This is a genomic window from Enterococcus sp. BWB1-3 (genome assembly GCF_016745275.1).
In the GTDB taxonomy this organism is placed as follows: domain Bacteria; phylum Bacillota; class Bacilli; order Lactobacillales; family Enterococcaceae; genus Enterococcus_L.
In genome coordinates, this window is the sequence record NZ_JADOEP010000020.1 from 13,655 (window position 1) to 38,209 (window position 24,555).

Annotated in this window: 18 protein-coding genes and 1 riboswitch; of the genes, 5 read left to right on the forward strand and 13 right to left on the reverse strand. The window is 40.7% G+C overall.

Annotated features, from left to right (window positions below; genetic code table 11):
• From IW492_RS13080 to IW492_RS13100, 5 genes are all read right to left on the reverse strand, one after another.
• The gene (locus IW492_RS13080) at positions 1-2,649 is read right to left on the reverse strand and encodes a beta-galactosidase (protein WP_202068084.1); all 2,649 of its coding nucleotides are present in this window, start codon (positions 2,647-2,649) and stop codon (positions 1-3) included.
• Positions 2,650-2,919: 270 nt separating this feature from the next.
• On the reverse strand, positions 2,920-4,032 hold the full coding sequence (gene bglB / locus IW492_RS13085; RefSeq protein ID WP_202068085.1) for a beta-galactosidase BglB: 1,113 nt from the start codon (positions 4,030-4,032) through the stop codon (positions 2,920-2,922).
• 14 nt (positions 4,033-4,046) lie between these two features.
• Entirely contained in the window at positions 4,047-4,883 is an 837-nt protein-coding gene (locus IW492_RS13090; protein ID WP_202068086.1) for a carbohydrate ABC transporter permease, read from the reverse strand.
• Positions 4,884-4,889: 6 nt separating this feature from the next.
• Positions 4,890-5,747: a carbohydrate ABC transporter permease gene (locus IW492_RS13095; protein ID WP_236671915.1), complete on the reverse strand. Its 858-nt coding sequence runs from the start codon at positions 5,745-5,747 to the stop codon at positions 4,890-4,892.
• 70 nt (positions 5,748-5,817) lie between these two features.
• Entirely contained in the window at positions 5,818-7,134 is a 1,317-nt protein-coding gene (locus tag IW492_RS13100) for an ABC transporter substrate-binding protein (RefSeq protein WP_202068088.1), read from the reverse strand.
• A gap of 727 nt (positions 7,135-7,861) precedes the next feature.
• Here IW492_RS13100 and IW492_RS13105 point away from each other — a divergent pair.
• The 3 genes from IW492_RS13105 to IW492_RS13115 are packed head-to-tail and all read left to right on the forward strand — an operon-like array spanning position 7,862 to position 11,695.
• The gene (locus tag IW492_RS13105; RefSeq protein ID WP_202068089.1) at positions 7,862-8,500 is read left to right on the forward strand and encodes a DUF624 domain-containing protein; all 639 of its coding nucleotides are present in this window, start codon (positions 7,862-7,864) and stop codon (positions 8,498-8,500) included.
• On the forward strand, positions 8,485-10,269 hold the full coding sequence (locus tag IW492_RS13110) for a sensor histidine kinase (protein ID WP_202068090.1): 1,785 nt from the start codon (positions 8,485-8,487) through the stop codon (positions 10,267-10,269). The genes IW492_RS13105 and IW492_RS13110 overlap by 16 nt, the downstream gene beginning before the upstream one ends.
• Entirely contained in the window at positions 10,241-11,695 is a 1,455-nt protein-coding gene (locus tag IW492_RS13115; RefSeq protein WP_202068091.1) for a response regulator transcription factor, read from the forward strand. The genes IW492_RS13110 and IW492_RS13115 overlap by 29 nt, the downstream gene beginning before the upstream one ends.
• A gap of 345 nt (positions 11,696-12,040) precedes the next feature.
• Here IW492_RS13115 and ribH read toward each other — a convergent pair whose 3' ends face one another.
• From ribH to IW492_RS13155, 8 genes are all read right to left on the reverse strand, one after another.
• The gene (gene ribH / locus IW492_RS13120; RefSeq protein WP_202068092.1) at positions 12,041-12,508 is read right to left on the reverse strand and encodes a 6,7-dimethyl-8-ribityllumazine synthase; all 468 of its coding nucleotides are present in this window, start codon (positions 12,506-12,508) and stop codon (positions 12,041-12,043) included.
• 15 nt (positions 12,509-12,523) lie between these two features.
• Complete coding sequence (ribA, locus tag IW492_RS13125) at positions 12,524-13,705, reverse strand: GTP cyclohydrolase II (protein WP_202068093.1); 1,182 nt, start codon at positions 13,703-13,705, stop codon at positions 12,524-12,526.
• The gene (locus tag IW492_RS13130; protein ID WP_202068094.1) at positions 13,706-14,326 is read right to left on the reverse strand and encodes a riboflavin synthase; all 621 of its coding nucleotides are present in this window, start codon (positions 14,324-14,326) and stop codon (positions 13,706-13,708) included.
• A gap of 1 nt (position 14,327) precedes the next feature.
• Complete coding sequence (ribD, locus tag IW492_RS13135) at positions 14,328-15,386, reverse strand: bifunctional diaminohydroxyphosphoribosylaminopyrimidine deaminase/5-amino-6-(5-phosphoribosylamino)uracil reductase RibD (RefSeq protein ID WP_420705960.1); 1,059 nt, start codon at positions 15,384-15,386, stop codon at positions 14,328-14,330.
• Between the two features lie 117 nt (positions 15,387-15,503).
• A riboswitch (FMN riboswitch) is annotated at positions 15,504-15,638 on the reverse strand.
• A gap of 195 nt (positions 15,639-15,833) precedes the next feature.
• Positions 15,834-16,781, reverse strand: coding sequence for an L-lactate dehydrogenase (locus tag IW492_RS13140; RefSeq protein ID WP_202068095.1), 948 nt, complete (start codon positions 16,779-16,781; stop codon positions 15,834-15,836).
• 72 nt (positions 16,782-16,853) lie between these two features.
• The gene (cls, locus tag IW492_RS13145; RefSeq protein ID WP_202068096.1) at positions 16,854-18,386 is read right to left on the reverse strand and encodes a cardiolipin synthase; all 1,533 of its coding nucleotides are present in this window, start codon (positions 18,384-18,386) and stop codon (positions 16,854-16,856) included.
• 899 nt (positions 18,387-19,285) lie between these two features.
• Positions 19,286-20,446 (reverse strand): NAD(P)-dependent malic enzyme, encoded by a 1,161-nt coding sequence (locus tag IW492_RS13150; protein WP_202068097.1) that lies wholly within the window; start codon positions 20,444-20,446, stop codon positions 19,286-19,288.
• Between the two features lie 49 nt (positions 20,447-20,495).
• The gene (locus tag IW492_RS13155) at positions 20,496-21,764 is read right to left on the reverse strand and encodes a 2-hydroxycarboxylate transporter family protein (RefSeq protein WP_202068134.1); all 1,269 of its coding nucleotides are present in this window, start codon (positions 21,762-21,764) and stop codon (positions 20,496-20,498) included.
• 248 nt (positions 21,765-22,012) lie between these two features.
• Between IW492_RS13155 and IW492_RS13160 the strand changes: the two genes are divergently transcribed.
• Together IW492_RS13160 and IW492_RS13165 are read left to right on the forward strand one after the other, a co-directional pair.
• Positions 22,013-23,542, forward strand: a complete 1,530-nt coding sequence (locus IW492_RS13160) for a Spo0B domain-containing protein (RefSeq protein WP_202068098.1) — start codon at positions 22,013-22,015, stop codon at positions 23,540-23,542.
• Positions 23,539-24,207: a response regulator gene (locus IW492_RS13165; RefSeq protein ID WP_202068099.1), complete on the forward strand. Its 669-nt coding sequence runs from the start codon at positions 23,539-23,541 to the stop codon at positions 24,205-24,207. The genes IW492_RS13160 and IW492_RS13165 overlap by 4 nt, the downstream gene beginning before the upstream one ends.
• The last annotated feature ends 348 nt before the right edge of the window (positions 24,208-24,555 follow it).

The window sequence follows — 24,555 nt, forward strand, 5'->3', positions numbered from 1 at the left end:
CTAGTCTGAGCATTTCAGCAGCAAGGTTTCATACGCCTGCAGCTGATGCGCTCCCATGGAAAGCAATACTCCGCTCTCCATTTCCATTTCCTTAATCAGTTGATACTCTGCAGACACTCCGCTTAAATTGACCAGATAGAATTGCCGTACACCTGTTTCCTGTTCAATTCGCTGATATTTGACCAGACCATCAGATATCTGCACATACGCAATATCCCGATCATGACACCTGATTTCCTTCATCACAAACTGCTGCCAAGAGGTGGAACTGTTCAGGTTTTCAGGCAAACCACCTAAATAAAAAACTTCGCCAGTACCCACAGGACGTTTCGCCCACATCGCATTTCCTTCAGCAGTTCGCCGCAGAACTTGCCATTTATCAGTCAGAGTCAGAACAGAGACCAAGCCTGCCAATACTTCCTCTGAATTTTCCAACAAACAGGGCTGCTCTTTAGAAGTCGCAAACTGCAGTATATTCTCAACCTCAAGCCAGTTACCAAGCCGATCCAGACCATTATGTTCCGGCCAGGTCAGCATCTCCGTACGATCGCCAGTCAGCGGACCAAAAACAATGCGCCCACCGTCTTCAGCAAAAGCTTTCAGCTTTTCCAGCAGCGTCTGACTGATATAGCGGATAAACGGAACCAGCAATATTTCAAAGGAACCGAAATCGCTGCTTTCCTGTATAATCTCCGCCGACACCCCCTGATGAATCAGAGAGCCGTAGTACTCTGTGATCAAGCTGCGATAATCATAGATACCTCCAGATTCAATTGTAAAAAATCGTTTGGCACAATCGGAATAAATCAGCCCGATTGTCGCCGGCTGATGGATACTGCATAACAGTTGAGGCTTAAGCCGCTGCAGCATCTTTCCAATCTCCGCCACTTCCTGATAACCTTTCCCCGGTTTGCCCCAAGGAGTCACGACAGTACTGTGCGGCTGCTCAACACCGAAGCGATGACCACGGAAATGCCAGTAACAAAAGCTTCTCAGTCCGCCTGCAAAACCGGCAAATGCCTCAGCAGTCAGATAACCATTAGGATGCGGAGCAATGTAGTTTTCGATATGTCCAGCATGCGACGTACTCGTCTCCAGCAGCATTACTTCCGATACATCTGTTTTCACATTTTTCCAAAGATCCAGATTTAATGTAAACCCGGGATAATTTGCTGCCGGTGCATAGGTATCAAAGGATACAAAATCCAACTCACTGAACAGCTCCTGATTCATCAGGTGAAAGCCCAATGCTGTATTATGAGTAATCGGTATATCCGTTTCCATACGAATCATATGACACAGCCCATGAGCAAATTCATTGAGAGATTCAGCAGTAAAGAGCCGAAACGCATTCATCAGGGAGGAGTTATGAACAAAGGGTGTTCTTAGCGGAAGCGGAATCTCAGCGAAAGAGGTGTATTCCTCACTCCAGATTTTAGTTCCCCACTGCTGGTTCAGATAGGCAATTCTTCCATATTCTGATTGAAGTGCTTTGTGCCACTTTTCCTGACAGGAACAACAGAAGCAAAGGTCCACATGACACTTAAATTCATTGTCCAGCTGAATCCCTATAATATTGTCAAACTCTTTTGTCAGTCGAGCAATTTTTCTGGTTAATAAATAAGCACGATGACGGAAGTACGCATGATTAGTGCAAACATGCTGACGGGAGCCATGCACCATAATAGTTTGATCCTGATTGTGAATACAGCGCTCTGGATGGTCCGCGGTCAGCCAGCGCGGCGGTGTAGGTGTTGGAATACAAAGAAGCACCTGAATCTCTGCTTCGTGATACCATTTCAGATAATGCCTCAGTGTTGAAAAATCATACACCCCTTCTTCGGGTTCCAGACTACTCCAGATAAACTCTCCAATACGAGCAAAATTCATGCCCAAGCACTTCATATGCTGAATATCTTCTTTGACAATCTCCTCCTCCCACAATTCAGGATACATACACGCACCGTAGTAGAGATCATCAAATAATGTCTCTGACCCGGCTTCTCTTAATAAAGGCTGCAAACGTAAATACACATAACGTCCCAAAATATCTCCGCCTTTAACAGAAAAGTGCGTATCATCGTAACTGCCTCCGGGATAATTTGCTGCTTCTCCGGGAGCCAGCCAGGTGAAATAAGAATGGGTCTCTTCAATATTCGGTGAATAAGAATAATAAAAATAAGAATACTCATTCAAATCGATTAAGGGAATCTCCTGCTCCTTGGCCAACCTTTTAATTAACAAACACTCCCGCTCCAGGGTATGCTGAAGCATTCCTTCCTGAATTTCGTACCGTTCCGGCGGTGTACAAAGTACCGGTTGTCCACCTGCCTTCCGGGTAGTCAGCACCATTTGCTGCAGATTGCGATAATAATCATTAGGAGAAACTCCACTCATGAATTTTTGGTCGTTGTGCCCAAATTGAATGACTACAATATCATTGTTTTCGATTGCTTCAATCAGCTGCTCCCACCAACCTTCCTCTACGAAGGAGCGAGTAGTAGCACCTGACTTGGCAAAATTTTCCACTTGAATCTCCGGATGCTCTTCTTTCAATTTTTTGCTGAGTCCATCCCCCCAGCTGCTCATGGGATGATTTTTGGAACCATAGTGCGCAACGGTTGAATCTCCGGCTAACAAAATTTTCATAAGACCTTCCCTTCTTTAACAAATAATAAAGACCGGGACTTCGGTTTCAGTCCCGTCCCAGTCTTTTATCATGATCGTTTGTTTTGCTTACAGGCTGATCCCATAAGTCTGAAATGACTCAAGACAACTATCTGCAATGAATGCCAACCATTCCTTCTGCATGAGATCAAAGCCGATCGAATGGACAACCCGTTTGTACCATCATTTCCCGGAAAGTTCCAAAACAGCTCAAAGTTAGGAGCTTTTTTCTTGAAACTCCTCTGGCAGCCATCAAATAAAGTCATACAGATATTCCGAAAATGCTAAAACAACCAGCGATTGACCATAAGCCATGGAAGTCAACGGAATCGTCCGGTAGTAATCCAGATTCTCACCAATAGCAGTACCCACAGAAACCTGCTGCACCTCGCCGGAAGCTGCTACCTGATCAACCAGCGCCTGAATGGCACGTTCGCCGTTCATCTGATATTTCTCATCAATGTATCCTTTGCGCACAGCTTTTAGAATTCCGTATGCAAAGCCGGCAGTCGCCGAACTTTCCTCATAGCTTTGCGGTTCATTGATCAATGTGGACCACAGTCCGGATGCATGCTGATATTCAGCCAAGGCTGCTGCCTGCCGCTCCAGAGTATCAATAAGAAAGGCACGGAAACCATCTCCCGGCTTCAAATCCAGAATATCAATTACCTCGGGAATCGCTATTGTAATCCAACAGTTGCCCCGACCCCACAATGCTTCAGAAAAATTATGATTTCCCTCAAACGTCCAGCCATGGTACCATAACCCGCTCTTTCGATCCGTCAGGTATTTAATATGCAGCATAAACTGCCGCTTAACCTCTTCAAGATAATCATCACGCTGCAACAGTCGACCGATCTTGGCCAACGGCAGCACTGTCATCATCAGGGTATCATCCCACAATTGCTGGAAGCGTTCAGGTCCATAGGTGAGATGCTCGAACCCGTGCTCGCGGGTGCGCGGAAGCTTTTTCATCACCCATTCAGCCCATACTTCTAAATAAGGCAGATAACGTTGATCTCCTGTCTTTTCATACAGGAAAGCCATTGTCAGAAGAGGAGCCATCGTATTGACATTTTTGGGAGGGGCGCCCGTCTGCAGCTGTTTCTCAAACCATTCAAGAACCACCTGATATGCCTGCTCGTCCTCTGTCAGCTCATAATACTTATACAAGCCGTATAACCCAACACCTTGAGGCCAGTTCCAGACATCCCAGCTCTTGTCATCAACGACTACATCCTCAAAATGTATAAAGAAATCTCCATTATCCTGAATCGTTGTAAGATTTTCGATAACCAGTGCTATTTTTTCCTGAATTATCTGTTTTGAAACAATATGTTCGACTACGTTGTGATCTTTTTTCATTCTATCACCTTTCTTTACTTCAGCCCTGTAGTACTGATCCCTTCAACAATATATTTTTGAAACATGAAAAAGATAACCAGCACTGGAATCAGAGAAACAACTGACATGGCAAACATTGCGCCCCAGTTGGAGCTGCTTGAGGAATCAAGAAACTGCTTCAATGCAATAGAAACAGTGTAGCTTTCCGGTTTCGTCAAATACAGCATCGGACCAATCAGCTCTTCCCACTTCCAGTAAAAAGAGAAAATTGCTGAAGTTGCCAAAGCAGGCTTAATCAGAGGAAGGATAATCCGAAAAAAAGTTCCGATCCGGCCGCAACCGTCAATTTTTGCTGCTTCATCCAGGTCCGTTGGAATTCCCTTAATGAACTGCACCATCAGGAAAATAAAGAAGGCCTGTCCAAAATAAGAAGGAACGGTTACTGGTAAAATCGAATTGACCCAGTTCAGCCTATTGAACCACAGATATTGCGGTACCATAATAATTTCCTGAGGAAGCATCATGGTAACCAGTACACAGGCAAACCAGAAGCCCTTCCCTTTGAAAGGAATACGGGCAAATCCATAGGAGATAACCGCAGAGGAACAAACAGCCCCAACCGTAGCAATCAATGAGATTCTCAGTGAATTGCCTATATAGGTCAGGAAAGGCGTTCCTGCAATACCCTGAAAGCCCTTGGTGAAATTCGCCAGGGTCCATTCTCGCGGGAACAGCTCCGTGGCGGTTTTAAAGATATCCGTATTTGGTTTCAGTGAGCTGAAAATCAGCCAAAAAATCGGATAAAGCATCAGTAGGGCGATAATCAAAATACAGACATCAAAAATAATGCTTTGTTTTTTCACTTGTTGCATAATCTCCTATACCTCCTCTGATTCTGAGAATACCCAGAATTTTGATGACGCAAACAACGCCAAGGTCACAAGCCCAATGATAATCAGTAAAATCCAGGCCAATGCCGATGCGTACCCCATCTTGAAATCATTGAAAGCCTTTTGATAGACATACAATGAGTAAACCAGGGTACCGTTTCGCGGAGCTCCGGTCCCATTCGAAATAATAAAGGCCGGTGTAAAGGTCAGAAATGATTGAATTGTCTGCATCACCAGATTAAAGAAAATGATCGGGGTCAGGCAAGGCAGTGTAATACCAAAAAACTGACGAATCTTACCGGCACCATCAATCTGGGCCGCTTCATAATAATCAATCGGAATGTTCTTCAACCCTGAAAGAAAGATCAGCATCGAAGAGCCGAACTGCCAGCCGGCCAGCAATACCAAAGTCAGAAGAGCTGTTCCGGGATTCTTAAAGAAATAAACCGGATCAATCCCGATTGATGTCAGTATTCCGTTAATCAGACCTGAATCGCCAAAGATGTTGCGCCACATGATGGAAACCGCCACACTTCCTCCAATGATTGATGGTATGTAAAACAGCACCCGGTATAAGCCGGAAAGTTTAGAGGGACGGTTAATCAGCATTGCGACCGCCAAGGCGATGACCAGACGCAGCGGAACTGCGGTAATTACATATTTAAGAGTGACACCCAGTGACTGACGAAATTTAGGGTCATCAAAAATAATTTTCTTGAAATTATCCAGCCCGCTAAATGTGGCTTCAGTCAGGAGATCATAATTGTGGAAAGCCATAAACAGGGAAATCCCCATTGGTACCACGATAAAGGTCAAAAAGCCGATAATAAAAGGGGATATAAACATATACCCCGATACTGTGTCCTGTTTTTGGGTGGAGAGGCGCCGGAAGCGCCCACCTAACCCTTTGATCGAATTACTCATAGTTTTCATCGAATATCTCCTCAGCCTTCGCTGCAAAATCATCATACGCTTCCTTCGGCGTCATGGTCGCATAAGTGATTTCTGCGTACAGGTCTTTAAAGTGACTGTTCAACTCAGAATACCCTACCGGCGGTACAGGTGAAGCAGCGCCAACCATTGATTCGATTTTATCCAAATAATCAGAAGTTGCTTTTTCTGTCTCTGTCATTTCTTCATAAATCGCTTCTTTAGCTGCTGCATTCGCTGGAATTCCACGTTCGGTTCCAATGATCTTATTGGCTTCTTCATCATTTACAATAAAATCAACAAATTTCGCTGCGGCGTCCTTCTCCTTTGACGTTTCTGAAATAGAATAATAGAAGGTTGGACGGTAGTACATTGCTCCTGTTTTTTCTGCATCAAATGGCAGCTCAAGTGAGAACTCCACTCCGTCACTGGCAGACTCCTGATACGTTACGTACTGATTCGTCCATGTTTGTAAATACGCAGCTTCGCCCAAAGAGAATGGGTATTCATCGAAGCTCTTAAGATTGTTTACAACTTCTGCTGTCGGCAGAGCTCCAGATTCGGCAAGTTCTTGAATAGCTGTCATAAAGGTTACGAAGCTCTTCTCAGAAAAAGCCAGTTTGGGTTTGCCGTTTGAATCATATTTATACAGCTCTTCTCCTTGAGTACGCAGATAATACTGCAGTAAAACAGAGTTGTCAGAAACATCCATCCAACCGTATTTGCCGGTTGCTTTTTGGGTATCTGAAACAGATTTGACAAAATCATCAAATGTATACTTACTGAAATCCACCGTTGTTCCCGCTTCATCAGTAATTCCTTTGTTTACCAGCATGGACATGGCATTCATTGACGGTGCAATAGCATACAGCTTATCATTCATTGCTGCAGTTTCGATCAGAGATTCATTGATGTTGGAAATATCGATACCTCCGCCGTCTACCACAAAATCTGTCAGGTCTGCAAGCTGATTTTTCTCTCCATACTGTGCCAGATAGGACGCATCCATCTGCATCACATCAGGCAGTTCACCGGCAGCTGATTTGGTCGCCAGCTTTTTCCAGTAATCATCCCAGGCACCATACTCATACTCAATATCGATATCCGGGTTCTGTTCCTCAAAAACTTCAATTGCGGCAATGTACTTTTCATGTCTGACTTCGGCTCCCCACCATGTAAAACTGACCTTTGTCTTATCATCGCCGGAAGCTGTCTTCTCTTTTTCCTCACTCCCTGAACCACAGGCTGCCAGTCCTAAAGCAAGTGCACTGATTCCTAAAAAAGCTAAGATTTTTCTTTTCATTTTTTGTTCCTCCTATAAGTCATACTTTCTCTCCGTGTCCGCTTACAACTTTGATTTTATGGCATTTCCTGTAGAATAAAAAGGAAAAAATCAGAGGAAAAATGTAAAAAAACCGACCTCCCTTTTTTTACCTGAAAAAGATAGACACCAGATGTGCTATACTCAAAATATACTAGGGCCGGTCGGAAAACTATCAAGAATCGAACAAGGTCCGTCAATTCTTAATGGCTCTGCCGTTTAGAAATTGATGAGATCGAAACGAAGTCCTTCAATTCTTAGTGGCTTTGCCATTTAGAAATTGATGAGATCGAAACGAAGTGTAGTGTAATGTAGTGAGACTCGTAGATACAAGGATTTCCCACTGTTGCAGTAACAGCTAGTGGGATGGTATGCAATGCTCTGATTGAAATAAATGGGCAAACATTTATTTTTCTCACTAAGAGATTACTAGTATGCGAAGCGCTGATGGGGATAAATTTGTTAAAATTTATTCCATATACAAAGAGGTAGCTGTATGCAGACGACAAGCTTTGAATAGTAAATAGTCATCCCGGAATAGGAGCTGCTGTTCATTTATATTAGAGTATATCCATCAGCCTCATATATAATACTACTGGATATGTTCCATGTTTCTTCGATTAGAAGCATAACTTAGGTTTAAATCGGTCGATACACTAGGGTTTTTATGCAGGTCCTAAATCACATGGCTTATAGGGAGGATGCTTTCATGTTCAAATTCACTTCTTCATTAATGGATATTTTTAGTTACACAGCGTATTTTGTCTATCTTAATCTGTTGTGGCTTCTTTTTTCGGCACTAGGATTGGGATTATTTGGAATCGCTCCGGCAACGGCTTCTTTGATAACGCTTACCTCTGAATTAAGAGAAGAAAAGAACTATCACGGTATCAGGAAATTCTGGGATTTATACAAATCCTGCTTCTTTAAGACAAACACCTATTTCCTTTTAAGTACCTTCTTTTTTTGTCTATTATTATTGAATTTTCGGATCACAAACGTATTTCTCGGGGGAAACCAGCTGCTGAATATCTTGTATCTGGCAGCAGGGGTGTTCGGCTTCTTTATTATCTGGAATTTGTTTTTCAATATTGCCAAAAATCCAGAGCTGACTACCAAAGAGAATTTTTCACTGAGCTTGTTTATGCTGACACGCTTCCCTCATTTAAATCTGACCAATGTACTTTCAGTCTATGCCCTGTGGCTGCTGATTAGCCAGAAGAGCAGCTTACTTCTCTTGTGCGGAGCAACTGTGCTCTGTTACTTTACAGAGTTTTTCCACAGTCGTATGATCGAAAAAACAAAACAACTGAAAAAGCAGTGGGATACGCCATGCTCACAACCATAAAAAGGACATTTAAACAGCTGAGCTTTCGCGATAAATTCCGTGTGCTGATCGGCGGAATTATCATCGTATTTGCTATTTTTTCTCTCATTATCATTCTGGTCTGGCGCAGAGTTCTGGCGCAGCAAACCTATGAAAGTGCCTATAATCAGACAATTATGAACTCCCAAAGCCTCTACAGCCATTTTGCCGAGGTAGAGCAGCTGACATATCGGGCTATCGATGATGATGATCTGCAGCGGGAGCTGAAGAGCGCCAATGCAGAGGATCTCTCAGAAGAAGAACGAAATCAGCTGAAGCGCTCCCTGTATTCCAGAGTCAGTCAGTTAACCAGAAACAGCAGCAATATCAACAACAGCTATCTTCTTAATACTAAGGATGATAATTTTGCCAACTTTATGAATAACAGCCGCAATGTCCTTCTTGACCTGTCCGTTAACGACATCAGTAACAAGCTTTCGGATTCGCCGGCCAAAGGGGTTTGGTTCTTTTCAGATTCCCTGTCTCAGGCTGTGTATGCTCGTAAAATTTTTGAAACAAGCGGACCAACACTGAATTTTCTCGGCACGATTATCTTTGTTGTAGATACCAGCTTTATCACTGAAGAGCTGAACAGTAACCCTAATTATTCGGAAGATTTCTTTTTCTTTATAAATTACAGTGATAATTTTCATCATACGCTGCAGCAAAAAGAGGATAAGGATGCTCTGCTGCCAGAGCTCAGGGAGCAGCTGCCAATGGGAAGCAATACCTTTACTCATTTCAACTATCAGGGGACTTCCTACTATGTGACGATTGCCAATCATGAAGCGTTCAATTTCATCTACCTGATTTCGGATAAAAATATTTTGAAGGATTTGGTACGCATCCAAACAATTCTGCTGGCTGCATTGGGGCTTGTTCTCCTAATACTGCTTCAGCTGATTGACCGCTTTACCAACCAGCTGACTCGTCCGATTACTGAACTGGCTGGAAAAATGGCAACTATCCCTCACACCAAACGTCTGGAAGACTTAACCCCCATCAGTGTTCCTGATCAGCAGAATGATGAGATCGTTATCTTGTATAACAGCCACAATGCGATGGTCAATGAGATCAACCAGCTGATTACCGATAATTACAAGATGAAAATTCTGTCTCAGGAAATTGAATTTGTGGCATTGCAGGCACAGCTGAATCCGCACTTTTTGTATAACACACTGGATTCAATTAACTGGCTGGCACTGGCTAACAATCAACAGGAGATTTCCGAAATGGTTACCGCACTCGCTCTGCTGTTTCGAAAGAAAATTGATACCTCGTCTCCAAACACCACACTGCAGGAAGAGCTGGAATTAATCGAAGCCTATGTAACTATCCAAAAAATCAGATTCAGAGAGCGCGTCGAATTCCTTTCACTAATTTTAGTGGAAGATCTGAGCCATCAGATACCCAAGCTGACCATACAGCCGCTGATTGAAAACGCATTCAAATATGCTGTTGAAAAAATGACCGGCTCCTGCCAGATTATCTTAAAAATTGAAAAACAGGCAGAACTGCTGGTTATCTCAGTGACAGACAACGGTCCCGGCTTTGAAGCCAATCTCAATCAAAAAAGCCAATACGGAATTGGACTGAAGAATATCAAGGAACGTCTGGCATTGTATTATGGAGACGACGCAAAATTAACCATTCATTCACAAGCTTATAAAGAAACAACTGTCAGTATATGGATCCCTTTAACTGAACGAAAGGAAGATGAGCATGATAAAACGCATACTGATCGTAGATGACGAGCCGCTGATTGCCAACGGGGTCAGTGGTTTGATCAGACAGTTGGAGCTGCCGCTGGATATTGTTCATACTGTTTTTTCCAGCGAACAGGCCCTAACCATCTGTCAATCTGAGAAAATCGATATTGTCGTAACAGATATTAACATGCCTGGACTCAACGGAATCGAACTTATTAAAAAAATCAAAAGCTGTCAGCCTGACAGTCAAATGATTATTCTAACCGGCTTCGGCAGCTTTGATTATGCCAAAGAAGCCATGTCTTTGGGTCTGCGTTTCTTCCTTGAAAAGCCTGTAGAACGTGTGAAGCTGGAGCAGGCTTTAAGCGAATCCATCGAGCTGCTGGATCAGCGGGATATTGAAAACCGTCTTTGGATCAAGCGCTGCATTGAACGCAGCGTCAGCCTTCGGGAAGACATTGATCCTTGGCCCAATGTAATCTCCTTTCCACTCAAAATCATTACCTTTCACAGTGACAGCTATCAACTGATTTCTCAGACAGTTAAGGAAAACAAGCTGTCCAGCCATCTGATCACAGGGTATGTCAAAGATACCGGATACTTGATTACTACACCGAAAAATCAGAATTTTGAGGAACTTTTTGAACAGCTGAAGCAAAATAACCAACTAAATAAGGGGCTTTTTTTCTACCAAACAATTAATAGTCAGCAGGAGCTTCAGACCTGCTTTGAACTCAGCCGTGGAAATTTTGACAAGTCCTACTACTTTGATTCACCGCAGTTTTTTAACGGAACTCACTTGAAAATCAAAGATGTCGTGTACAGCAATGAACAGTTCTCCGGATTCAAAGACCAATTCCTTCACCTGTTGGCTCAAGGTGAGCTGACTAAGTGCAAGATTACAGTGAAGGGGTTTTTCGAGCAGTGTCAGTTAACTTTTTATCCTGTGCAGCTGTTGCAGCTGCAGGTGAACGATCTGCTGAATCTTCTCTTTGAGAAGTACTCCCTGAAAAAAGATTCTGTTTTCGATGACTATTCCTTAAAGGTGATTCTGCTAAGTGACTGCCGTGAGCTGCAGTATCTGCTGATTCACGGGATCGAGCTGTTTGAAAAGCAGACCTGTCTGAGTGAAAATACAAGTATTGCTCAAAACGTCAATATCATTATTGAAAGCTACTATAGTCAGGAACACCTTTCCCTCAAATGGATTTCCAACAATCTGCTGTTTTTGAATCCCGAATATATCGGGAAGATCTACTTCAAAGAAACAGGTGAACGCTTTAACAGCAAGCTGGCTGCCTATCGCATGGAAAAAGCCATTGATCTGTTGAAAAAGGGCTATCGAGTTTATGAAGCTGCCAATCTGACCGGCTACAGCAATGCCCCGGAATACTTTGTTCAGACCTTTAAAAAGTATACTGGAAAAACCCCTAAGCAATTTGTCAAACAAGCAGAAACAGCTAAATAAATCACAAGGATAGATTCCTTCCTCCAACATAAAAAGACGCTTTTCCCATCTGAAAGGTGGAAAAGAGCGTCTTTTTATGTTGGGGAATCTATTTTTATTGACTGATATACATACATCTTCTCAATTCACTATACAAAAATCTTTACTCTGCAACTATTACTACTTAACCATTAAAATTCTATCAAAATATTTTTATGCACAAAGATATCCCATTATTATGCTATAGTCACTAGTGTTTTACACAAATGATTTGGTACTTTTGTCCAAGAAAATGATAGAAAATGTTAATCTGTGTACTTCAATAAAAAGAACGAGCAGCCCTTCCTCTCACAGTTGATTATATTTTTATCCAATCAACTGTTTATTTAGTGAGATCATCTCAATCAATCCCTGCGCTGCTTCGCTACCCTTGTTCCCAGCTTTTGTTCCTGCCCGCTCAATCGCCTGTTCAATGGATTCAGTAGTCAGCACACCAAACATCACGGGAATATCCGCTTCCAGTCCAATATGTGCTACACCTTTTGCTACTTCATTACTGACCAGTTCATAATGAGTTGTCGCACCTCGAATAACGGTCCCCAAAGTAATTAATCCATCGTACTTTTTGGCACTGACTAATTTCTTTGTAACAAAAGGGATCTCAAATGCCCCTGGTACCCAGTAAACATCAATATTTTCTTCCAGTACGCCATGACGGATTAAAATATCCATAGCTCCGCTGAGCAGTTTGGCATTAATAAATTCATTAAATCGGGCAATGACAATACCAACTTTCATTCCTTTTCCAATAAGCTGTCCCTCAAACGTAGTCATATTCTTCTTCCTCTCTTAATTAGATAATAAATGATGAAATTTTTCTTTTTTCGTTTGCAAATACTTTTTATTTTCTTCTACCGCTGGGATTTCAATTGGAATACGATGCTTCACCTTAATGCCATATGCTTCCAGTTGTTCGATTTTTTCAGGATTATTGGTAATCAAATCAATCTCTTCAACGCCTAAAGCAGCCAGTATATCTGCCGCAAATTGATAATTTCTCTCATCCGGCTGAAAACCCAGAGCCAGATTTGCATCAACCGTATCCATTCCCTGCTCTTGCAATTGATAGGTGCGTAATTTATTTTTCAGCCCAATTCCCCGACCTTCCTGACGCAGATATAAAACAGCCCCCGTTCCTTTCTCTTCAATCATTCGCATTGACTCATGCAGCTGCTCCCCGCAGTCACAGCGATAAGAGCCAAAAATATCCCCCGTTAAACACTCAGAATGAAGCCGAACCATTAACGGCTCCTCTGTATGGCGAATGTCCCCTTTGGACAATACTAAATGTTCTTTATGCTGCTGATCTTCAAAAAGCATTAAGTCAAACTCGCCAAAAACTGTAGGCAATTTAACAGCTGATGTTTTTTCAGCATGAAGATAAGTCACCAGTTCTTCAACTGTAATAAACGGAAGGTTATGCTTCTTTGCAAATACTTCAAGCTGAGGCCGTCTTGCCATGGTTCCATCCTCGTTTAGAATTTCACATATATAAGCCGCTTCACTCCGGTTAACCAGCTTGGCTAAATCAATGGCTGCTTCAGTATGACCACGCCTTTCCAGTACACCCCCTTCTTTACCAATCAGTGGAAAAATATGCCCCGGCCGATTAAACATTTCCGACAGGCTCTCCTTGTTCGCCAACGCTTCAATCGTTTTGGCACGGTCATAAGCTGAAATACCTGTTGCTGTTTCTACATGATCAACACTGACAGTAAAGGCTGTACCAAAGCTGTCCGTATTATTCCCCACCATTTCTGCAAGATTTAAACGATTCGCAATTTTTTTAGAGACAGGAGCACAAATCAAGCCTCTCGCGAAGGTAACCATAAAGTTGACATTTTCAGCCGACACCAGATTTGCAATACCAACTAAATCGCCTTCTGCTTCCCGATCATCATCGTCTGCCACCACAATCAGCTTGCCCTTTTTTAGAAACGCTATGGCTTCCTGAATCTTCTCTCTACTCAATTAAACCAGTCCTTTCCAGTTTGTCGGCTGGTATACACCCAGCTGTGCTTTCACATATTTTCCCAACACATCAGTTTCAATATTTACATAATCGCCGCAATTTAATTTCCCTAAATTGGTCTGATCCTTTGAATGAGGAATCAAGCTGACGGAAAAACTCGAACTCGTAATCTGTGTAACAGTTAAACTGACACCGTTAACAGCGATAGAACCCTGAGCAATAATTTCTCCATGAAATGAATCTGGAAAGTCAAATGTAAGAACAAGCGCATTCTCCTGTACTCTTTTTTCTTTAAGGCGAGTCATGCCGTCTATATGTCCGGTAATCAAATGTCCTTCCAAACGCCCTTCATATAGGAGTGCCCGTTCCAGATTTACTTCATCATTCACTTTCAAGCGGGAAAAATTTGTCCGCTGATAGGTTTCCGGCATAATATCTACGGTAAATTGTTGTTGAGCGATTGAAATTGCAGTTAGACAAACCCCGTTTATGGCCATACTGTCTCCAATTTGATAGTCCCTGAGCAATTCTGCCGAAGCTTGGCAGGTAAGCTTTACAGTCTGCCCCATATAGCTCATTCGAATAATTTTTCCTTTTTCCTGAATCAACCCTGTAAACATGTCACTCTCTCCTTCCGACAATTCGAAAATCTTCACCGATTTTTTCTATCTCTGTGAACTTCATTGAAGCTAAATGGCTAGTCTCTCGATTACTTGACATCGCCGGAAGACTATTTCCACCCAAGAGAGTCGGTGTCATATAACAAATTATTTCTTCCCAACAATCGCTTGCTAAAAAAGCATCATGGATTATTGCTCCACCTTCTACATAAACAGACTGAATGGTTCTTTCCTGCAGCGCATGGAGTACTGCTGGAATCGTGACTTTTGATAACGAGACTACTTCTACATGCCCTGGCAATTGTTCGGTGTTTACAACTGCTTCAGTAAAAATCAGTACGGGTGCTGTTTTATCTTTAAAAATATTAAATTGGGGATGCACTAAAACTCGTCCTCTTCGATCCAGCACAATGCGAACGGGAGGAAATGGAGACTTGTTTGTTGATAATAAATTGGGATTATCCGTTAAAATCGTTTCACTTCCCACTAAAATTGACTGATAGCTTCCTCTTTCTTCATGAACCCTTTTTGAAGCCGCTTCCTGCGTTAGCTGTGTTCGTCTTCGGGCAAAAGAAATTTTCCCATCCGCTGACATTGCCTGCTTTAAGGTAACGAACGGCATCTGCCTTTCAAAAAAATAATTGTAGTGTTCGTTTAATGAACGAACCTCTTTTTCCAGAATACCTGTAATCACCTGGATTCCCTGTTCTCTTAACTTTTCCACACCTTTTCCTGAAACCAGCGGATTAGGGTCCAGCTGCCCAATGACTACGCATTTGATTCCTGAGTTGCTGATTATCGCTGTACATGGCGGCTGCTTTCCATAATGATCACAGGGCTCCAAGGTAACATAGAGTGTTGAATTGAATAATTTTTCGGGAGTTTTACATAAATCAATTGCATTTTTTTCAGCATGCGCTTGTCCAAATTCGAGATGTGCGCCTTGCGAAATCACTTCATTTCCACTAACGATGACTGAGCCAACTAAAGGGTTTGTATAGGTCTTCCCCTGCCCCTTTTTTGCTTCCTCAATTGCCAGCTTCATAAACATTTCATGCAAAATAATTCCTCCTTTCCAAAACAAAACAGCCCCGCACAAATACACAGGGCTGTTACAAATCAAACTCAAAGAAACAATGACAAAAAAAGATACACTTCTCCCGTCAAGTTCTACTAAGTTTTTCTTCTCCCATCCAGACTTTAACTGTCGGTTCCAGAATTTCACTGGATCAACCGCAAATATGCGGGTCACGGACTTCAAGTATTGCTTGTCACCGTCGGTCGGGAATTACACCCTGCCCCGAAGAAATCTATTCAATTAACAGTTTAAGAATACAGTTGCAAAAACAGAATGTCAATCTCTTTCCATACAGCTGATAAATTATTTACAGCAAATAGGTGCCTTCCAATCTTAGGAAAGTAAGTCAATTACAAGATGAGATTTCTTTCCCAAACATCTTATACGATTTAGCTGCTGAAAGCACCCATCCTTTTATACCAGTCGGCTTTACCTCAATGCCGGATCTTCCAGTATACTGTCCTGCATGTTTTTTAAGGTTTGGATGGAATGCTGCATGCTCTTCTTCTCGTCCTCATCAAGAGGCGTCTCAATAATTTCCCGAATGCCTTCTCTGTTTATAACCGCATTGGAGCCAATACAAACATCTTCACTGTTGTATTGTCCTTCCAAATGAACAGAAACCGGCAGCACCGAATTTTCATCCTGCAGAATCGCCTGAGTAATTCGTGCCAGAGCAATTGCTATTCCATAATGCGTAGAGCCTTTATAATTGATAATTTCATAGGCAGCGTTTTTGACATTTTCTGACAGCTTCAAAAGATCCTCCTGTGAAAACTCTGGATGCTGATCCAGCCATTCTGTAATTTTCAACCCTCCGATATTGCCATGCGACCAGACAGGAAATTGTGTGTCTCCATGCTCTCCCAAAATGTAAATATTCACATCTCTTGGATCTATCTGAAATTTTTCGCCTACCGCACTTCTGAGTCTTGCACTGTCCAAAGACGTGCCAGAACCAATTACTTTTTTTGGAGGAAATCCAGTCAGCTCTTTTACATAATGCGTCAAAACATCCACCGGGTTGCTGGCAATCAGAAATATTCCATTAAACCCCTCCCGAATAACAGCTTCGACAATGGACTTCATAATAGCGGCATTCCGTTTCACCAGATCTAGTCTGGTTTCATTTTCTTTTTGAGCAGCTCCGGCTGTGATCACGATCATATCCGCATCAGAACAATCTGCGTAAGTCGCAGAATAGATATTTTTTGGTCCGACATAAGCCAGTCCGTGAGTAAGATCCTGTACATCACCGGCGACTTTGTTCGCATCCAAATCAATAATCCCCACATCACTTCCTACCCCTTGGGCCATCAAAGCAAAGCTGTAGCTTGAACCGACATCTCCATTACCGATTACAATAATTTTATTCATACTCGTTCACCTTCCTGTCTAATAAATATGTTGATTTCAGCAATTATACACTAGGCTTATCTGTTTGCTGCCTCAAAGAATCGGCACAAACAACGCACTGATTTTTTCCTTACATTTTTCAAGCAGCGTTCTCTTTGCCTGCATGGCTTCATTCACTTGACCGGAATTGCTCAGATCAGCAGCAAACTGGTCAGTCAACTCCTCAATCGCCGGTGAAGGACCATAAATAAAGAGTGACAGTTCATGATTAAGATAAAAACTGCGGATGTCAAAATTCGTCGAGCCAACTGTTGCTGCATGATCATCAATAATCATATATTTACAGTGAATAAAAGAAGAGCGGTCATAGGCATACACTTCTATCCCTGCTGAAAGCAGCTCGTCAATAAACGAATTTGTTCCATGATACGAAATCCCACGATCCCCTTTTCCGGGAATGATCAGCTGGACCTTTACACCGCAGCGCGCTGCCCGTCTTAAAGCGCCCAATGTTTCTTCATCCGGAACAAAATAAGGCATGGCAATTTTGATGGAAACAGCAGCCTTACTGATCAGATCGACAAATGAATCTTTAATGACCCGCTCCTTGTCATACGGTCCGCCGTAAATAACCTGAACAATTTCAGAATCTATTGCTGCAGTTTCATTCTCCACTAATGGAAAATAGCGTTTATCATTAACCAGAAAATGAGATAGAGTATACTGCCCTTTATCCAAAAACAGCCAGTCATAAATAAAGCATTCCTGTACCTCAATGACTGAGGGTCCTTGTAAACGAATATTGGTATCTCTCCAGTAGACAAATTTTTCCCCTCGCCCGCTGTATTCATTTCCTATATTCATTCCACCGACATGAGCGATTTCTCCATCAATAATAACCATTTTTCTATGATTACGCCAGTTGGCTTTGTTACTCAACCAGGGAGAATTCAACAGGTCATAGGTTCGCACTTCAATCCCCTGACTGCGCAGCTCCTCCAACAGCTGATTCGGAAAAGCAATGGAACCCAGACTGTCATACATAAAACGAATCTTGACTCCCTCTTTTGCCTTTTCTATCAGCGCATGAACCAATTCTGTCCCCGTCTCATCCCCTTTAATAATGAAATAAAAAACGTGGATATGGTCTTGGGCCTGCCCGATATCTTTCAATAAAGAGGCAAATGCTTCTTTTCCTTCACTCAAGATGTTCACATAATTCCCATTTGTTGGATATTTAGAGGAAAGATGAAAAATATCCTCCGACAGAGGATGTTCATTTTGAATAATCTCGGGATATTTTTGCAAATGCTCCGACACAAAGTCCTGCAGCTTTTGCTCATCCTCTATCTGTTTCTTTGGCAGCCTGCGCTGATGCGGTTCCTTTCCCAACAGAAAATATAAAATGATGCCAATCAGAGGCAGGAAGAGGAGTGTCAGTATCCAGGCGAATTTGGAAGCAGCATTCCTCTGATCGAAGAACACCAGCTGACCACAAACCAGAATTGCGAAAAGCTCAACTATACCAAGAATAAAACTGAAACTGCTAAAAAAAACAGCCAGCAGAACTACTGCAAGAATCAGCAGGATCAGAAGAATTTTATATTGTTGTAGTTTGCTTTTCATGGTCTCTCTCCCCGTTTATGATTTGATTTAGTGGAATAGTTTTTTTGCAGTAGTACTCTTCTTATCGTTTCCGTCCGACTGAGTACCGCATTAATGAACTCGCATAGTCTGTCTTTTTGTCGAGAATTGCACCTTCCCCTGACAGCTTTATGGTATGAGTTCAGCTTTGGTTCTATATTTATTTCTTTGGAATTACTCATGATAATCCTACCTGTCATACCGTTCTTATTCCCTGCTTCGAAATAAACTATAACAAACAAAGCATCTATTTTGAGAGCAATCTTTTCATAAAGGACTGAAGAAAACTGTCTGCTCTTTTAGCTGTTTTTCTAAGATAACAACAAAAACTGCACCCAGCTGTCACTGAGTTGAGTATAGTCTGTCGTAAAAATGCAGTCAAAAAATTTGATTTTTTTGTATATACTTAATTAAATAGTTCCTTTACTAGTTAGTGTTGTGGTGATTCTATTCTAGCGGAAAAGTTGTGTATCTTCTTTGTTTTTTTATAAAAAATTGGAACCGATAGAATTTTCTCTATCAGTCCCCAAAATTATAGCGCCTCTTTTTACCGAATAATTTCTTCTATATTCTTTGGCATCACCGGGTTTGCTTAACCAAAACTTTTATAGCTCCTTTAACATTGAAAAAAAATCTTTCCGATTTTTATTTTCGGAAAGATTTTTTTCTTTGGTTACCCCAGCCCATAAGGAAATTTAAAAATATGCTTACTAAGTACAGAAGTCAGCTTTAGCTAAAAAGTCTCTTTATATATAGAGATAGAACGCTTACTGATATTCAAACACAGAGAACATAATTATAAAGAGAATATTTTCCTGATAATACCAGGGGAACCAGTTTGATCTGGCGGTTATTGAACAAAGATTTACTTTATTGAATCATCATTTTATAGCCTCAACAACTGATTTAGCAACAATTTTTGCTACACCAGCTTCAAAAGCATCTGGTATAATATTGGTAGTAGTCAGTTCATTTTCAGGAATTAAACTAGCAATACCTAAGGCAGCAGCAATCTGCATTTCTTCGGTAATTCTAGTTGCCTGTGCATCCAGCGCACCTCTGAAAATCCCTGGGAAAGCCAAAACATTATTGATTTGATTCGGGAAATCACTACGACCTGTACCAACAATATAGGCACCCGCTGCTAAAGCTTCATCAGGAAAAATTTCTGGTACTGGGTTTGCCATTGCAAAGATAACAGGCTTATCCGCCATCTTCTGAATCCATTCTGGCTTTAGAGCCCCCGGCGCAGAGACACCGACAAAGATGTCTGCATCAACCAAAGCATCTTCCAATGTACCAGAAACTTTATCTCTATTTGTCACTTTTGCAATTTCAGCGTGATGCGGCGGCAAACTTGCACAATCATCTTCATTGATAATGCCAATTTTATCAACAATTATAATATTTTTTGCACCGGCTGCCAGAAATTTCTTTGCAACAGAAAGTCCGGCAGAGCCGCCGCCATTGATCACAATTTTAACTTTATCTAATGTTTTATTGATTAACTTCAAGCTGTTATAAACTGCTGCTAAAACCACAATTGCTGTTCCATGTTGATCATCATGGAAAACAGGGATATCACATTCTTCAATTAATCGTTTTTCGATTTCAAAACATCTGGGTGCACTAATATCTTCTAAGTTGATTCCTCCAAAGGTCGGTGAAATAGCTTTTACAATTTGAATAATTTCTTCTGTATCTTGCGTATCCAATACAATGGGTATAGCATCGACATCTGCAAATTGTTTAAACAGAGCTGCTTTCCCTTCCATAACAGGCATTGCTGCTTCTGCGCCAATATTTCCTAAGCCTAAAACAGCAGAGCCGTCACTAACTACAGCAACCATATTTTTCTTAATTGTTAGCTCATGTGCCAATGCCTTGTTATCTGCAATCGCTGAAGAAACAGCTGCAACACCTGGAGTATACGCAACACTCAAATCGTGGCGATTGTTAATCTCAACTTTAGAAACAACAGATAATTTCCCGCCGTATTTCCTTGCTTGTTCTAATGCTAATTCTTTTACATCTTTCTTCATTGTTATTTCCTCCATAACTAAATTAGGGTTTGTCTGAATACTTTAGATTTTAGAAAATCATTCTTAAAATAGCCGTCATGGTTATCACCGTGATAGCACCGCCTAAACGTGTGGCTACTTGAGCAAAGGGCATCAAGTTCATACGATCAGTAGCACTTAAAATTGCAACGTCGCCAGTTCCTCCCATACCACTTTGGCAGGCTGATACAATCCCTGCTTCGACAGGATTCATATTCATAAAACGAGAGATGAAGAAACCAGTTGCAATTACAGTAAAAACAACGCTGATAACAACAATAAAATACTGCCATGTTAGTGTTCCAACTACATCTTTTAAAGGAATATACAGTAAACCTAAGCCTGCCATCAGCGGAAAGGTAAAGTTGCCGGAAATAAATTTGTATAATTGTTTTGAACCTGTCTGTGTTTCCTTAGGAACGATGTTTACATATTTTAAGAAAGCTGCAACAAGTATCATCAAAACAGGTCCAGGAAATCCAGTTAAATGCTGCAGCAAGTTCCCTGTAATGAATAATGCACATGCAACTAGGACCCCAGCACCCATTAATTTTATATCAAATGGGCTTTTATCTTCTTTCAATGCATCTGCCATGTCATCATTGTCGGATATTTTTACCAGTTGACCCTTACCAGAATATTTAGGATATTTTTCACCAAACCGAGAAAGTAATGCTGAACATACGATAGCAAAAAAATTACCGATAATTGTTGCAGGAATCAGTTGCGCAACTAATTGCTCGCTGCCTGTGCCTGTAATTGCACTGTATCCTAAGGAAAGTGGTAAAATCCCTTCACCAATTCCTCCTGCCAAAACTGGAGTTACGATAAAGAAGAGTGTATGTTTCCAATCCATTCCCAGCAGCAAACCTACAGCAGTTCCCACTCCCATTGCACAAATCATACCAACCATCATTGGAATAATCATTTTCATAAGTCCTTGAACTAAGATTTTTCGATTCATTCCTAAGATACTTCCACAAACGAGACAAGCTATATAAAAATATAAAAAGTTGGCTTGCTTCATAAGTATATCTGCTGAATCCAGCACATTTTGATTAATTAGATTAAAGAAAACTAAAATAGAAGGAACTAGTAAAGATAAAATTGCCGGCCCGCCAAAATGTTTTAAAACAGGAAGATTTGCTCCAATTGTCCCTAATAGCCACCCCATGGTTAATATAACAGCAAAGCCGCCAAGCATGTTTACTGGTAATTGCTGCAAGTAACCTGTAATCATAATAACTGCAGCCAACACTATATAGACTGGCAGAGGAGTAGAACCAACTCGGATTTTCATCCACCTCTCTAAAATAGCATTTCCTTTTTCTGCTGGCTGATTTGTTACAGTAGCTTTTTTTTCTGTTTGCTGATTTGTTTTTGACCATTCACGCTTTTCCATAAATTTCCCTCCTGATTTATTTGTATCTTTAGTATAGTCATGATATTTCAGGTAATGAAGCTTATTTAACTAATTTAAGTAGTTCAACTAATTTAAGGAAATGGTCGGGAAAAAGACTATGGTATAATTTCCATGGAGGGATCATCATGAAAAAGAGCATTAGCTTATGGCTGCTACTATCGATTATCTTTATTGTTACCTTATTAACAACAAACACCATTCTTTACGGATTAATATTAAAGGAAAATACTGATCGGGTACAAAAAGAAGAAGAGCAATTGTTGCTTTCTGTAGGTAAGCAAGTTGCTTTAGAACCAGAAATTAAAAGCGCTTTACTAATAAATGAATCCTCGGATGCACTTGAACAATATACATTAGATATAGCTGAAATCTATAATTTTGATTTTGTTGTCATTATGAATATGGAGGGGATTCGTTTAACCCATCCCAGTATAAGTAAAATCGGGCAGCCCTTTGAAGGTGGGGATGAAACAACAGCAATGTCAGGGAAAGAACATATCTCTATCAGCAAGGGAACATTAGGTGACTCATTAAGAGGATTTGTACCAATCTTTGAGGATTCCAAGCAAATTGGCGTTGTGGCTTTAGGAATTAAACTGACTTCTTTAGATACCTTAATTAAAGCTTCCAGAGAACGCTATGCTTTTTCTCTTATCATCAGTGTTGGAATTGCTTTGTTCACATCTACCTTAGTTGCTTATTATTTGAAACGCCAATTATTAAACTTAGAACCTAAGGAAATCACAAAACTTTTAGAAGAGAGAAATGCGATGCTTAATGAAACGAAAGATGTAGTTGTTGTAATCGATAGATTAGGTAAAATCACTTTGGCAAACACAGCCGCAAAAGAGTTCTATCTTCAATTGGGCGGAAACAGCGATTCTTTAGAAGGACAATTAGTGGATGCCTTAATACAGGATAAAGCTCAGCTGAACTTTACGCGTAATGCCGAGCAATTATATCGGCAAAATGGCCAAGATTATCTTTTTTATATAGCACCAATATTAGTGAGAAAACAAGCAGTAGGTTCCATTATCTTTCTTAGAGATGCAACCGAATCTCTTTTCGTTATGGATCAGCTGGCAAGTACCACTTCCTATGTATCAGCGTTACAAAATCAATCCCATGAGTTTATGAATAAGCTTCATGTTATTTATGGTTTAGTAGATTTAGCAGCTTACAATGAATTAAAAATTTATCTTAATGACATTTTAAATCCAGAAGAAACGTTTACAAACAGTCTTTCCATTTTGGTAAAAAATCCTATGATCGCTGTTTTTTTAGTTGGTGAACAAGAGAAGTTTTCAAAATATGGGATAGATTTAGCAATTGAACTTTTCTCTGAATTACCTGATTATCTGGATCAAAAAAAGACAATTACAATCATTAGCTTATACCGCTATATCCATCATGTTTTATTGCAGCAGGAATTACCTGAAAAACTGCCAGTAACCATTGACTGTACAAGTAATTTATTGACTTCAAGCTACATTTTAACCGATAGTACTATAAACACTGATAAATTATCTGTCTTTTTCCAAGAAAATTATTTTAAAGAGCTACTCAAAGATGCTGAAGGAACATTTACGATTGAAACCCAATCATCGGGAACGATTTTGATTTTAAAAACCAGCTATGAAGGAGGAGCAATATGAATGTCTTAATTGTTGAAGATGACCCTATGGTAGAATTTATTCATAGAAATTATCTGGAAAGAATGAATAGTTTTGTAAATATCTATTCATCAAGTATTGTTAAAGACGCCATGGCGTTGATTACCAATAAAAAAATCAATTTAATTCTATTGGATATTCACTTGAAAGATGACAATGGCTTGGAATTTTTACGCATGTTGCGAAATCAGCAAATCAATGTAGAGGTCATCCTGATTACGGCTGCGAATGAGGCCTTAAGTGTACAAGAGGGGCTGCATTTTGGAGCATTGGACTACTTAATTAAGCCTTTTACTTTTGAACGCTTCGAACAAAGTATTCAATTGTTTCTTGAAAAAGAAAAAAGTTTAAAGAGAGAAACAATCGATCAAACTGTCATTGACAATTTAAGAGGAAATTCTGCTAATACAACTGTTTCTGAAGTAGTTCTAGAAAAAGGATTGTCTAATGAAACCTTAGAACTAATTATTGATACAATCAATAGCCTGAATCAACCATTTAAATTAGAAGAATTAGTCAAAAAAACAGACCTTTCTCATGTATCTATTCGTAAATATTTGCGCTATTTAGAAACAATAAATCGATTGAAGCCTGAAACTATCTATACTAAAATTGGTCGCCCGTACAAAATTTATTACTTTAAATAAACCTAAACTACTAGGGCGTGTCTGAAAAGTTAGTGGTATTCAAATTTTTCAGTGATTTTTGTTGAAATCAAGGAAGAAAACGCAGCTTATGTGGTTCATAAGCGAGTATTTATGACAAGGAGTTCGATAAAAATCATCAAAATATTTGCCGCTTGAGTTTTCAGACACACCCTAGTATTTTGTTCTGTCCGGAGATTAATCCCCTATAATTCGAATAGTAACAAAGGTTTATCTCCTGTAAAACACAACTGCAAGAATCATTAGGATCAAGCATTCGGTCAGCGGACCACAAGCAACTCGGCTGTGAAAAGCTGCTGCCCGATTCCATTACTAAATCGAGTCAAATCA